This is a genomic window from Pseudarcicella hirudinis (assembly GCF_900115665.1).
GTDB lineage: Bacteria > Bacteroidota > Bacteroidia > Cytophagales > Spirosomataceae > Pseudarcicella > Pseudarcicella hirudinis.
In genome coordinates this window covers 82,396-96,353 of record NZ_FOXH01000007.1, presented here as the reverse complement: position 1 = coordinate 96,353, position 13,958 = coordinate 82,396, and the positions used below count along the sequence as shown (strand labels likewise).

The window sequence follows — 13,958 nt, the reverse complement described above, 5'->3', positions numbered from 1 at the left end:
CTGATTTTGCATAAAAGACATTTTAATACTCAAAGGCTTTGTAACTTTAAGGCATAAACCAACCGGAAAAACATTGAAATTAAGTATCGTTGTAGCAGTCGCCGAAAATGGGGTTATCGGACATGAAAACCAATTAATCTGGCATTTACCTAAAGATTTGAAGATTTTTAAGAATCTTACCACCGGGCATCCTATTATTATGGGAAGAAAAACCTTTGATTCAATCGGAAAACCCTTGCCCAACCGGACTTCAATTATTGTCAGCAGAAATAAAGAGCTTGCCATTAATGGCTGTATTGTTGTAAATTCTGTAGAAGAAGCTATTGAAGAAGCAAAAAAGATAGAAGAAGAGGAGGCTTTCATAATTGGTGGTGCCGAATTGTATAAACTTTCCCTGCCAAATGTTGATAAAATTTACCTTTCAGAAGTAAAACATTCTTTTGCCGGAGATACCTTTTTCCCGGAAATTGATAAAACTGTCTGGAAGGAGATTTCCAGAGAAACATATCTGAAAGACGAAAAGAATTTGTACGACTTTGATTTCGTGGAACTGGTGAAAGAAGTTTAGGTTTTCAATACATTAAACCTTAGAAAATGATTGCAATTACAGATCAGCATATTAATATACCTTCCTGCATTGAAGCAGCGCAGTCGGACAGAGCCGGTGCGGTGGATATTTTCATTGGAACAGTCCGGAATCATAATAATTCAAAAGAGGTCGTAAGACTGGAATATGAAACCTATGATGCAATGGCTGTCAAAAAAATGGAAGAACTGGCCAATCAGGCCAGAGAACGCTGGGACATTGAAAAAATAGTAATAGTTCACCGCAAAGGTGTTTTGACCATTGGCGATGTAGCAGTGGTTATCGCCGTTTCAACTCCTCACAGAGCAGCCTCTTTTGAAGCCTGTCAGTGGCTGATCGATACCTTGAAAGAGGTAGTTCCGATCTGGAAGAAGGAGATTTATCAGAACGGAGAGGAATGGCTGGAAGCTCATGCCTGATTTTGGAAAGTTTGCCAGGGTATTTGAATAATTTATGGCTATCCGGGCAGATTTAAGGCTATATCTGATTATTTTTGAGAAACAGGTTTGAAATACCTCATTTTTTTTCCTGTTTCTCAGAAAATCACTTTATCGCTAAACACTTCCAGCAAAAATGCCTAAAAAACTACTCTGCTTAATTACATTGAGCTTATTATGCTGCTCCCTTGCTCAGGCTCAGAACCCAGCCAAACGCCGGCTTCGTCCTTCTGACGTTTATCGCCTTCAAACCATTTCAGATGTTCGTGTTTCTCCGGAAGGGAGCTGGATTTCCTATACCCTTTCATCGGTGGATTCAGTGAAAAACAAGAGAAACTCTGATTTGTGGATGGTGAGCTGGGATGGTCAGCAAACCATACAGTTGACAAATAGTCCCGACGGAGAGTCTTCTGGAAAATGGAGTCCGGACGGGAAATATATTTCATTCGTTTCTTCCAGAAATGGCCTGACAAGCAGCCAGATCTGGCTGATGGACAGAAGAGGCGGAGAAGGAAAACAATTGACAAATCTGAAGTCTGGAGATCTGAATGACTATGCCTGGTCGCCTGATGGCAAGAAACTGGTACTTGTGGTGAAAAGTCCGGTGGATACCTCTAAGTCAAAAGACCCAAAACCATATCTGTTAGACCGGTATCAATTTAAGCAGGATGTTGAGGGATATTTACAAAACAGACCTGTTCATCTGTATTTATTTGATGTTGCTTCTAAAAATATTGATACATTAACCACCGGAAATTATGAGGATTCTTCTCCGGTTTGGTCTCCGGATGGCAGCACTATTGCATTTGTAAGTAACAGAACAGCTGATCCGGATATGAATTCGAATACCGATATCTGGACCGTTGAAGCAAAAGCTAAGGGTGTTGTTCGCCGGATAACTACCTGGACAGGAAGAGATTCTCAGCCTGTCTGGTCACCTGATGGCAAACAGATTGCTTATTTACAATCTACCTCCAAAGAAGATTACATCATGTACGACCAGGCTATTCTTGCTGTGGTATCGAAAGATGGTGGAGAACCTAAATTATTATCCAAAACACTGGACAGACCTGTTGCTTCTCCCCGCTGGACAGACGAAGGAAATATTATGGCCCTCGTGACAGATGACCGTCAACGTTATATTTCGCAGTTTTCAGTTCTGACCGGGAAGAATACCCTGGTAATCGGAGGAAACCGGAGTTTTGGTTCCATTGAAAAACAAAAAGCCAATAATTGGGTGGTTACGATGTCTGATCCTCAGATGCCCTCAGAAATTTATGCCCTGGAAAAAGGAGTACTTCGTAAACTGACCAAACATCATGAAGAATTGATCAATTCGCTTGACTTAGCTACAGTTGAAGGCTTTACCTCAAAAAGCAAGGACGGAACAACTGTCTCCAATTTGCTTTACAGACCTTCTGATGCCCAGTCTAAGCAAAAACTGCCTACCATTTTCTTTATTCACGGAGGTCCGGTTTCTCAGGATGAATACAGTTTTGATTTGAGCAGACAGATGCTGGCCTCTACCGGATATGCTGTTGTGGCCGTTAATTACCGGGGTAGTAATGGCAGAGGATTGGATTATTGTAAAGTAATCAGCGGGGATTGGGGAAATAAAGAGGTTCTGGATATTTTAGGCGCTGCTGATTATCTGACGCAGAACGGCCTGGCAGATGCCGAGAATCTTGGAATTGGCGGATGGAGTTATGGCGGAATTTTAACGGATTATACCATTGCTACAGACACTCGTTTTAAAGCAGCTTCCAGCGGTGCAGGAGTGGCCATGATTAGTTCCATGTACGGTGTCGATCAATACATTCTGCAATATGAACATGAGCTGGGCTCTCCCTGGAAAAACTTTGATAAATATGTTGCCTTGTCTTATCCGTTCCTGAAAGCTGACAAAATCAAAACACCGACGCAGTTTATGGTGGGAGGAAGTGATTTTAATGTTCCTGCTGTAGGAAGTGAGCAGATGTATCAGGCTTTGCGTGTATTGGGTATTCCTACACAATTGATTGTCTACCCTAATCAGTTTCACGGTATTACAAACCCTTCTTTTCAGAAATACCGTTTTGAAAAATACCTGGAATGGTTCGGGAAGTATCTGAAGAAATAGAAAAGAAGTTTTCCACGGCAGGAAACATCCCCGCCGTGGAAAATTTTAATTAACCATAAGATTACAACCTCTGATATCTGAATTATCAAAACGCCCCAGAATACTGAATTGCCTGCCATCAGGCTTGAATACACCTAAATCCCTGGTTTCGATAAAAGAACATGAATCAATATTAGCCAGGTCGATTACATTAATTCCTCCGGTTTTTCCGGTTTTTTCCAATCTGGTAAGCGGATCGTTGACATCCCGCAATATAATTCTCATTGAATCTGAAAGCTGGAAAATACCCTCTCCGAAGGAATAACCCTGTGAGAGTAGCTCCGTCATACCATACTCAGAATGAATGTGTGAAACTGAAAATGCTTTAGTCAGAATTTCGTGAACTTCTTCCCGCAGCAATTCCTTTCTCCGGCCTTTCATTCCTCCGGTTTCCATGACAATTAAATGCTTGTTATTTTCAAGAAAACTTAAATCAAACTCTGATTCTGCCAGATCCAGCAGGGCAAAAGTTACACCGATTAGCAATATTCCGGAATTTCCTCCCTGTTCTGAGGCTTTTTTTAGCCGGTCGATCAGACTTTCAAAATCATTCAGGAAAAAGCCTGAAAAAGCAGAATTACTTCTTTCAATAAAATGCTGAACCATATAAACCAGAGAAGAATTATTTCTTTCCAGATAGGATGGAAGCAGGGCCAGCACATGAAAATCAGATAACTTTCCATAAAATTTCTCAAAAATCTGTTCTGAAACTTTCAGATAGAAATCCGGATCGGCTACAAGATGTCTGCTTGTATTTTGTCCGGTTGTTCCGCTGCTTTCAAAAATAACTTTCGGAGTTACTTCACCTGAAAGGATGGTTTGGGTTTTGAAAAATTCAATCGGTAAGAAAGGTATTTCCGAAACCTCTTTCACCTGCAAAGGATCAATGGAAAGATGGTGGAGATATTTTCGGTAAACCTCATTATTCTGAACCTGAAAATGAAATATATCCAGGGCAAGCTGGTCGAAATCAGAAGCATTCAATCCTAGCACCCTTTGTTTTAATAGCTGAGCCTGATTCATTGTTTATAAAAGCGATTTTTCTGATAAATCTGCCGTAAGTAATAAGAAAAAGAAAGATTGAAAGTGGATTTTCAAGATATTCTAATAAACCGGAAAACCGTTAAAAAACGTTTCATTTTGACCTTTTCTCCGAAATGTTTCCTTTTTACCCTTAAAGTCTTTTTCTTAAAACAGATAATAATTACAAAATTAAGGCAAATCATTAACTTTACTGACAAAGTCTGACAAACCTGCAACAAGGAACTGAATTTTTTCGTTAATATTTGCGACAGGTTTCCGGAAATGTATTAAGTTCGAACCCATTCATAACGGGGGATTATACACAGTAAAACACATGAAAAAACATATCCTTTTCGTAGCTTTTATTTCATTCATTGCGCTGGCATTGTCTTCCTGTATCGGAGAGCCGGATTTCAGCAATATTCCTGCGATTACCTTTCACTCCATCAGAAAAATTACCACTATTGACGCTTTCTCACAGTCAAAAAAAGATTCTGTGATTCTGACAATTGACTTTCAGGATGGTAATGGAGACCTGGGAATGACTCAGGATGAATTTAGTGGGACTAAGGTAACCAGTCCTAGTCTGAAGGGTATAAACAATTATGAAGTGAAGGTTTTCCGTGCCAAAAACGGTACTTTTTCTGAAGTGCAGTTTTCACCGTCTCTTTCAGGTTTTATCCCGTTCTATTTTAAACCGGATGGTAAATCAGGACCAATTGAGGGAACCGTAGATTATTCAATAGCTTTCCTTCATGCCTTTACACCTAAAAAAGATACTTTAAAATTTGAAGTGAGAATCAGAGACAGGGCATTGAATTATAGTAACTCTGTTCAAAGTTCTCAGATTGTCCTGAATAGTGATTAGAATCATTAACTTTTTGTTAACAAAGTAGTTAACGATTGATATATAACTTGTAGCATGTCAATTCTGACATGCTATTTTTGTTTGAACGAACTAATAACTTATCTGAAAATGCATAAACTTTTATATTTTCTGATTTTAGGCATTCTGATTCATGACAGTTTTGCCCAGGAAATGCCTGCAAAGAAGCTGGTTTCCCGTACGGCAATTGATCTGTTTTACTATGGGGGAAATGTGTACAGAGATACCATTGAGATACAATATGCACTGAGAGATACGACAAAGAATAAGCTCTTCCCCAGAATTTCCTTTGCTAACGGAAGTGTCAGAAACGGACTTTCTGCGGATTCAATTCCCGATAATGCTTTAATCAGAATAAATGATGTCAGTTTCAGAAACAAGGAAGTATTGAAGTGGATTTCAGATGTTAAGGTATTAAGTCTGAGAAATGATTCCCTGTTCTATGCAGGATTAAAGAACCCGGATATTGAATTAATGAAACTCCCTAAACCAAGGATTCAGGCATTACTTATCCAGAAACATTCCCGGCTGCCCAAAGATTTTTTCTTCTTTACACCTTATGAATTACAAGGAATCAGGTTCAGATGTTTTGCAGAATCTCCGATTTATGATTTACTGGATTTTCATCAGGAAACGGAGAAAAGCCCGGTAAGGTATGTAATTGATGGGAAATTGCAGCCACTCAATGTTACTTTCGAATCACTGAATAAAGCGGAAATAAAGAAAATAGAAGTGTATAGTCCGCTGGAAGCGCAGCGGTTTTTTGGAAACAGCTTTAGAAATGGTTTGGTAGAAGTAGTTACACGCAACGGACATTCACGAAATGATCTTCATCTGAGAAATATAAGGATTCTGGAAGAAATGCAGGTAAAAAACGGGAAATGGCAATTGCTGAAAGATACAGTAATGACATTTGAAGAGGTGATTGCCTACAGAAATGAAAGACTTACGGCTAATGGGGCTCCGGTTTACATGATTGACGGAGAGAATGAAACTGAGTATGTAAACCGCAAAACTATTGACATTGGTTCTATTGAGAAAATTGACATAAAACGGGCAGAAAATCGTTTCGACAATATTTCTCAGACTTTTTCCAAAATAGGGAATGACACAATTTTTCTGAATATAAGAAGATATCATGCCAATAACAGATTAAGCAATTTTGCCTCGATTATGTCTGATTTACAAAGGCTCAGACAGGATAATACAGAGTCCGTTCCGATTTATATTGTGGATGAAGTAGAAATAGATGTTGAAAAACTGAAGCATTTTAAAAGTAAGGAACTGGAAATGATTGCTGTTTTGCAGGGATGCGAAGCCATTCAGAAATATGGCAAAAGAGGCGAAAACGGAGTTGTAATCTATAAAACAAGGAAGTGATGCGATAAAACGGGTTTTTGTTGATAATCTTTCATTGCTGAAAGGAGGAAGCAGCACGAAAATTCCTTTGACGGCAGTTTAGCAAGTTCAAAGCTTTAAGTATCTTTGCTTTCAGGATTTAGCTGAAAATGGTATGATTTTCTTCTTACTTCTTTAAAAAATCATCAATAAAACCGGAAAAACAGTGAAAAAACAAACGTATTTGGTTTATTTCTTACTGACTATTTGCTCTTTCATGGCAAATGCTCAACAAAAAAAAGCAGTGACACTTGAAGATATTTGGGAAAAAGGCACTTTCCGTCAGGCAACGGTTCAAAGTGTAAATTGGATGAAGGATGGTGCATTTTATACAGCACTTCATGATGGAAAAATTATCAAATATCAGGTAACAGACGGAACAGTAGTAGAAACGTTATTTGATGAAACCAGGTTTACTGATAATGCTGGAAAAACGCTCTCCATTGAAGACTATTCCCTTTCTGCAGACGAGCAAAAAATCCTCTTAAGTACCGGAGGTGAGCAGATTTACAGACGTAGTTCAAGAGAAGAAAACTATGTTTATGATCTTAAAACCAAAAAACTACAACAGCTTTCGAAAGGTGGAAAGCAAATGTTTGCTACTTTTTCTCCGGACGGAAGCAAAATAGCATTTGTTCGCAAGAACGATTTATTCATGGTTGATCTGGCAACGATGACTGAAAGTGCTATCACAAAAAATGGAAAATGGAATGAGATCATCAATGGAGCCTGTGACTGGGTTTATGAAGAAGAATTTTCATTTGCCAGAGCTTTTCAATGGGCTCCGGACAGCAAAAAAATAGCATTTTATACTTTCGATGAAACCAATGTACCGGAATATAACATGCAGGTTTGGGGTAAACTTTATCCTACAGATTACCGCTATAAATACCCTAAAGCAGGTGAACCAAATTCAATTATTACCATTTCTGTATTTCATCTTGCTGATAATAAAACTGTTAAAGTGGATATCGGAAAAGAAACTGATATCTACATTCCAAGAATCCGCTGGACGCAGAACCCTAACATGCTTTCTTTGAGCCGCTTAAACAGGTTGCAGAATAAAGTTGATTTGCTTCATGCTGATGTTAGTACAGGAAAGTCGGATGTTGTACTTACTGAAGAAAGCAAGACATATGTGGATGTTGAGAATTTTGGAGATGATTTTGTTTATCTGGCCGATGGTAAAAGCTTTATCAGTTCTTCAGAAAGAGATGGCTTCAAACACTTATATCAGTTTGATTTATCCGGAAAGTTAATCCGCCAGATTACTACGGGAAACTGGGAAGTGGATGATTTTCAGGGAATAGATGAAAAAAGCAAAATATTGTATTTCACTTCAACCGAAGTTTCTTCATCAGAACGCCATTTGTATAGTATTTCTTTAGACGGAAAAAACAAAAAACAGCTTTCAACGGATAAGGGATTAAACAGAGCTAATTTCAGTAAGGATTTCAAATATTATATTCTTAGTAACTCGGCCGCAGACAGTCCTTTAAAAGTAAGTCTTCACAAAGCACCAACCGGACAACTAGTAAAAATATTAGAAGATAATGCTACTTTGCGTAAGAAACTTGAGGAGTATAATATTGCCAAAAAAGAGTTTTTTACCCTGAAAACGGCTGATAATATTGAATTGAGTTCATGGATTATTAAACCGACAGATTTTGATCCGAACAAAAAATACCCGCTTTTAATGTTCGTTTATGGCGGTCCGGGCAGTCAGCAGGTAATTAACCAGTTTGATTCCTCTAACTTCTTCTGGTATCAGCATTTGGCGCAAAAAGGTTATATTGTTGCCTGTGTGGATAACCGCGGAACCGGTGGAAAAGGAGTTGAATTTAAGAAATGTACTTACCTGAATCTTGGTAAACTGGAAGTGCATGATCAGATTGAAGCAGCAAAGTATTTTGGAGCTCTTCCTTATATTGACAAAACCAGAATCGGTATTCAGGGCTGGAGTTACGGAGGATTTATGTCGTCAAATTGCTTATTTCAGGGATGCGATTATTTCAAGACCGCTGTGGCAGTAGCTCCGGTAACAAACTGGCGTTTTTACGACTCTATTTATACTGAGAGATTCCAGCGTACTCCACAGGAGAATGCCGCAGGATATGACGATAATTCACCTGTTACACACGCGAAAAAACTAAAAGGTAATTTCCTGCTTGTACATGGAACAGGTGATGATAATGTTCATTTTCAAAACGCAGTAGCTTTAGAGGAGGCTTTAATTAAATCCGGGAAACAATTCCAGAGTTTCTATTATCCGAATAAAAACCACGGAATCAACGGAGGAAATACGCGTTTACATCTTTATACAATGATGACAAACTTCCTGGAGAAGAATTTGTAATCAGTTCATCCTGCATAAAAAAAGCCCGTTGTCACTTTATCGGACAACGGGCTTTTTTATGAGTAAATCTTCGGATAAACTATTTCAAAGGGATAATCAGCTTTTCACCTCTTTCTGAAATATCCCGTGTCTTTTTATTTGCCTGCATCAGCAATTGCTTACTGATACCATATTTTTGAGCGACAACTCTTAATACATCACCCGGTCCGACAGTATGAATTGCTTTAACCTTAACCTTTAATTTAGTGACTCCGATTTTAATTCCTTCGGGTTTCACGGTAGGGTTCAGCTTTTGAAGGGCTTCCCACTTTAAGTTATATCTGTTGGCAATACCATAAAACGTTTCCCCTGACTGCACAGTATGGGTGATTATTTCTCCGGGAGCATCTAAAATCTTATCTGAGGCGGTTGCTTTTTCAGAAGAAGGTTCTTCTTTCTTTGGCTCAGGTTTCTTAACCTCGTCTTTTTTCTTTTCGGTTTTTTCAGCAGCTTTTTTGTCTTTTTCAGTAGCAGCATCTTTTTTCTTATCCGATTTGTCCTTTGAAGGTTCCTCCGGATCATTGGTAGCAACAACAGGTAAGTCATCGGTACTTCTGGTGCCGATAGCAACTGTATCTACTTTTGTATTGGTGAGATCATTAGCAGTGACAGAATCATCACTTAAATACTGCCATCCCAGGTATAAAAGTGCAGCGATAATGGCAACCAGTACGCCTAAAGTGATCAAAGGTAATTTTGATGCCTCTTCCTGTGGTTTTGGGTTGCGGGGTTTGTCTTCGTTCATGAGTAATTCAGATTTGGGAAGTTTCCTTCAAAAAATTAAGAATTTAGAATGACAAATGAAAATTTTCAATAAAAATAGCTGTAGATTTCTAGCTTTTATTCTTTAGCTCCTGAACCATATCATCTACTTTTTCCTGTAACTGCTTTTTATATACCTGTAATTTATCAGCAACGTCCTTGTCTTCAATTCCTATCATTTGTACTGCCAGAATCCCGGCATTTTTAGCGCCGTTTAGTGCAACAGTTGCCACAGGCACACCGGAAGGCATCTGGAGGATTGAAAGTACAGAATCCCAGCCATCAATTGAATTGGAAGATTTTACCGGAACACCAATTACAGGTAAAGTGGTTACAGAAGCAACCATACCCGGTAAATGGGCAGCTCCTCCGGCTCCGGCAATAATTACTTTGATTCCCCTGTCTCTTGCAGAATTGGCATATTCAACCATTTTTAAAGGTGTACGATGGGCCGAAACAATGTCAATTTCATAGGCTATTCCAAATTCTTTACAAATGTCGGCAGCTTCTTGCATGACTTTCAAGTCTGAAATACTGCCCATAATGATTCCGATCATAATTGTAAAAACGAATGTCCTTCGTCTGTATTTTTTGAAAATTAATAAAAGAGTTAACGGTATGTCTTTTTCTGAAAGGCAACTACCTGTTCAGATGTGAAAAAGCCATTTTTCCTCCGGATTTTATTCACTGATTACTTTTAACAAATGCTGAACCTGAGAAACTTTTTGTTTCAGGGTTTCCAGATTGTTATCAACAAGTGTAATATGTCCCATTTTACGGAAAGGTTTGGTTGTTTTTTTACCGTAAAGGAAAGGGTAAACGCCTTCAATCGCCAGGGTTTCTTTCATCCCGACATATTTCGATTCCCCTGAGTATCCGTCTTCTCCCAGAAGATTTACCATTGCTGCCTTGGAATGAGCAGTGGTATCTCCGAGTGGTAAACTCAGAACGGCTCTCAGATGCTGCTCAAACTGAGAGGTATGATTGGCACGGATAGTATGATGCCCGCTGTTGTGTGTACGCGGAGCGACCTCGTTAATCAATACTTTACCATCCTGTGTAACGAACATTTCAACAGCCAGTAATCCGACAATACCCAGTTTTTCAGTAACATTTCGGGCAATTTCCTGAGCTTGTTTGAGAATATCTTCCGAAATTTCTGCCGGGGCAAAAAGATATTCCACAAGGTTATGAACCGGATTAAAAACCATTTCAACTGTCGGAAATAATTTCACTTCCCCCTGTTCGTTTCTGGCGGTAATAATGGCAATTTCCTTTTCAAAATCAATGGCTTTCTCCAAAAGACTTGGCTGAGTAAAAGCGAGAGACAGATCTGCTTCGGTAGTTAATTTCTGAACACCTTTTCCATCATATCCACCTTTTCCCAGTTTGTTAAAAGCAGGAAGAAAACCGATATTTTTACGAATATCTTCAATAGAATCTGTCAGTACAAAATCTGCGGTAGGCAGATTGTTATCAAGATAAAATTGTTTCTGGATACGTTTATCCTGAATAATTCTGATTACTTCCGGTTGCGGGAAAACCTTTTTCCCTTCTGCCTGAAGCTTTTCAAGGGCTTCAAGATTAACATTTTCAATTTCAATAGTTATTACCTGGCAGTCCTGACCGAAGGCATAAACAGTATCAAAATCCTGAAAAGATCCCTGAATAAACTCAGAAGCAATTTTATGACAGGGTGCTTCCGGATCCGGGTCAAGGCATTTGACATGAACATCTAAATCGATGGCTGCCTGAAGTAGCATTCTACCAAGCTGACCGCCACCTAAAAGACCTAATTTGAAGTCTGAAGAAAATATCGACATAATTGTAAGCACGATTTAAAAGTCGTGTGGAGGGAATTTTAGGGTAAAATTACTGCGAATTCCCGAAACCTTCACTAAATTTGTACATAATAGATAGTTTCCGGTTATCAGATTTTTCAAATTTCATACGATTGATTTAGTATTGTTATTTTTGATAAAGTGTTGTCTGTTAATGGTTTATGAATAGAATTTTCTCGTTTGGAATCGTTTGTTTCTGAGGTGTTTTTTTGGAAACAGATTTGTATATTTGAAAGAAATCTACGGAAATTGTAATCTGTTTAATCAGAATAAAAATATGAAAAATACCATTACTCCCCGTTTTAGCCTGCTGGTCTTAATGATTGGATTAGCAGCACTTAGCCGTTTTCTGTTTTTAACACCATCAATGGCCAATTTCTCACCTGTCGGTGCTATGGCATTGTTTGGCGGGGCTTATTTTGTAGATAAGCGCTGGTCATATCTTGTACCAATCATTGCTCTCTGGCTTTCAAATCTGGTATTGAATAATGTAGTATATAAAGCGTATTACCCGACATTTTCTTTCGGATTTGAAAAATGGGTATTTATCAGCTTCATAGCTTTGGTAAGTGTAGGTATTCTGATGTTGAAAAAAGTGAGTCTTACAAATCTTTTATTTGCGAATCTTGCAGGAACTTTAGTGTTTTTTATTGTTTCGAACTTCGGAGTATGGGCAGGAGAGAAGCAATTATATCCTAAAACATTTGAGGGATTAGTTACCTGTTATACAATGGCATTGCCATTTTTGAAAAACTCTTTAATCAGTAATCTGCTTTTTTCAGGAGTAATGTTCGGAGCATTTGAACTGGCTAAAACTAAGATTTCCTCCTTGCAATCTGCCAGAGGTAATTAGTTAAATGATCTTCGCCCGTTTATCGTTTATAACGACAGAAGCGGAGATTTGGAAAATATTAAGTAACAAAAAAGCGTCAGAGAGACTTCTCTGACGCTTTTTTGTTATGGCTGCCTGCAAATTACTTTTGAGTGATAACTCTCCAGATTTTGCCTTTTACAGAGTCTGTAATGTATAAAGAACCATCAGCACCCTGAGCCAGGCCCATTGGACGATGCTTGGCATCTCCTGAACTCTTGATCGGATTTACTCCGGCAAATCCCTGTGCAAATACTTCATATTTACCGGAAGGTTTACCGTCTTTTCCGAAAGGAATAAAGGCTACAAAATATCCTTGCTGATTTAATGGAAAACGGTTCCATGAACCATGAAAGCATACAAATGCACCATTTTTATATCTTGCAGGAAATAGATTCCCTGTATAAAAAAGTAAATCATTTGGAGCATAATGACCCGGGAATGCCATAATCGGCTGTCCTTTATCAGCACATCTGCCTTGTTTTTTACCATCCCCGCCATATTCAGGAGCAAGGATTTTTTTGCCCTGCAGGTGATCGTAATAACAATAAGGCCAGCCGAAATCAGAACCTTCTTTTACCTGAAAAAACTCTTCTGAAGGTAGTTCAGCGCTTTTCTCATCATTGTACAATTCAGGATATAAATAGCTTAACTGGTCGCGACCATGTTGTAAAGCATACAATTCTCCCACTTCTTTGTTCCAGTCCAGGGCAACGCAGTTACGTAAGCCTGTTGCGTAACGCACGCCATCTGAATGCTTTTGATTCAATTTGTTGGCATCAAATTTCCAGATTCCTCCATGCCAATCCAAAATCGGGCAAGGGTCCATTCCCGGAGAATCTTTAACTCTGTTTTTCTCCTGACAAGCATTTGAAGGAGCACCGAAAGTTACGTACAGATTCCCTTTATCATCCAAAGCAATTGGCTTCGAAGAATGTTCACGGTAAAACTCTAATCCGGTAATGATGGTTTCCGGTTTTGCATTTTCATCGACCAGACCATTTTTTAAAGCATAACGATAAACGGAGGTATCAGAAGAAGCATATAAATACCCGTTAGAGATAGCCATACCTGTTCCGGTATAATTTCCGAAAGATTTGGTAACATCAGCTTTTCCGTCACCATTCAGGTCTTGAAGCAGGATATTTCCTTTTCCGTTTACAAGTTTCTGAAGTTTTACATAGATATCACCTTTTGAGCTTACAGCAATATGTCTTGCTTCTCCGACTCCTTCCGAAACGACAATGGCTCCGAAACCTTTTGGAAGTTTTATTCCTCCGTTATTAGGATCGGCTTTTAGTTTTTTTGAGGCTTTTGGTGCTTCTTTAATGGGATTGGCTGAAGAGTTAAAAGAAACTCCTGCAAGCATCGCCAGAATGGAAGCTGAAAAAAGGAACTTTTTCATTTTTGAGGATAAATTTTAGGATGTTAAAAAATGGTGAATAAACTTGATTTTGGTATAATTATGCTTTAAACCTGATGATATCAGATGGGATTCAGGCTGGAAATTTTAATGCAAACCATGCTTTCCGGCATATTGTTATCAAATATAGCTAAAAACCATTTTTGAACTGTCTGCCAATGAAGGTAAAAAATGGCGG

The 13,958-nt window shown here is 38.7% G+C and carries 12 protein-coding genes; 7 read left to right on the top strand and 5 right to left on the bottom strand.

The annotated features are described in order from the left end of the window. Nucleotides 1-73 precede the first annotated feature (73 nt). From BM179_RS13665 to BM179_RS13655, 3 genes are all read left to right on the top strand, one after another. The gene (locus BM179_RS13665) at nt 74-568 is read left to right on the top strand and encodes a dihydrofolate reductase (RefSeq protein ID WP_092017704.1); all 495 of its coding nucleotides are present in this window, start codon (nt 74-76) and stop codon (nt 566-568) included. Between the two features lie 26 nt (nt 569-594). After that, nucleotides 595-1,005: a molybdenum cofactor biosynthesis protein MoaE gene (locus BM179_RS13660; RefSeq protein ID WP_092017703.1), complete on the top strand. Its 411-nt coding sequence runs from the start codon at nt 595-597 to the stop codon at nt 1,003-1,005. A 154-nt stretch (nt 1,006-1,159) separates the two neighbouring features. After that, nucleotides 1,160-3,142: an alpha/beta hydrolase family protein gene (locus tag BM179_RS13655; protein WP_092017702.1), complete on the top strand. Its 1,983-nt coding sequence runs from the start codon at nt 1,160-1,162 to the stop codon at nt 3,140-3,142. A gap of 45 nt (nt 3,143-3,187) precedes the next feature. On the opposite strand, the gene BM179_RS13650 is transcribed toward BM179_RS13655, so the two are convergent. Further along, the gene (locus BM179_RS13650; RefSeq protein ID WP_092017701.1) at nt 3,188-4,204 is read right to left on the bottom strand and encodes a LuxE/PaaK family acyltransferase; all 1,017 of its coding nucleotides are present in this window, start codon (nt 4,202-4,204) and stop codon (nt 3,188-3,190) included. A gap of 334 nt (nt 4,205-4,538) precedes the next feature. On the opposite strand from BM179_RS13650, the gene BM179_RS13645 reads away from it, so the two are divergent. The 3 genes from BM179_RS13645 to BM179_RS13635 all read left to right on the top strand — a co-directional run bounded on the left by BM179_RS13645 (nt 4,539) and on the right by BM179_RS13635 (nt 8,844). Further along, complete coding sequence (locus BM179_RS13645; protein ID WP_092017700.1) at nt 4,539-5,072, top strand: hypothetical protein; 534 nt, start codon at nt 4,539-4,541, stop codon at nt 5,070-5,072. A 108-nt stretch (nt 5,073-5,180) separates the two neighbouring features. Continuing rightward, a complete protein-coding gene (locus BM179_RS13640; RefSeq protein WP_092017699.1) occupies nt 5,181-6,470 on the top strand; it encodes a hypothetical protein in 1,290 nt (429 codons plus the stop codon). Between the two features lie 184 nt (nt 6,471-6,654). Next, on the top strand, nt 6,655-8,844 hold the full coding sequence (locus BM179_RS13635; RefSeq protein WP_310586951.1) for a S9 family peptidase: 2,190 nt from the start codon (nt 6,655-6,657) through the stop codon (nt 8,842-8,844). Between the two features lie 79 nt (nt 8,845-8,923). Here BM179_RS13635 and BM179_RS13630 read toward each other — a convergent pair whose 3' ends face one another. From BM179_RS13630 to BM179_RS13620, 3 genes are all read right to left on the bottom strand, one after another. Then, complete coding sequence (locus tag BM179_RS13630; RefSeq protein WP_092017697.1) at nt 8,924-9,628, bottom strand: LysM peptidoglycan-binding domain-containing protein; 705 nt, start codon at nt 9,626-9,628, stop codon at nt 8,924-8,926. Nucleotides 9,629-9,716: 88 nt separating this feature from the next. After that, nucleotides 9,717-10,202, bottom strand: a complete 486-nt coding sequence (purE, locus tag BM179_RS13625; RefSeq protein ID WP_092017696.1) for a 5-(carboxyamino)imidazole ribonucleotide mutase — start codon at nt 10,200-10,202, stop codon at nt 9,717-9,719. Nucleotides 10,203-10,325: 123 nt separating this feature from the next. After that, nucleotides 10,326-11,468, bottom strand: coding sequence for a 5-(carboxyamino)imidazole ribonucleotide synthase (locus BM179_RS13620; RefSeq protein WP_092017695.1), 1,143 nt, complete (start codon nt 11,466-11,468; stop codon nt 10,326-10,328). Nucleotides 11,469-11,763: 295 nt separating this feature from the next. Between BM179_RS13620 and BM179_RS13615 the strand changes: the two genes are divergently transcribed. Then, nucleotides 11,764-12,339, top strand: coding sequence for a DUF6580 family putative transport protein (locus BM179_RS13615; RefSeq protein ID WP_143095228.1), 576 nt, complete (start codon nt 11,764-11,766; stop codon nt 12,337-12,339). Between the two features lie 121 nt (nt 12,340-12,460). Here BM179_RS13615 and BM179_RS13610 read toward each other — a convergent pair whose 3' ends face one another. Beyond that, on the bottom strand, nt 12,461-13,762 hold the full coding sequence (locus tag BM179_RS13610; RefSeq protein WP_092017693.1) for a PQQ-dependent sugar dehydrogenase: 1,302 nt from the start codon (nt 13,760-13,762) through the stop codon (nt 12,461-12,463). Nucleotides 13,763-13,958: the final 196 nt, after the last annotated feature.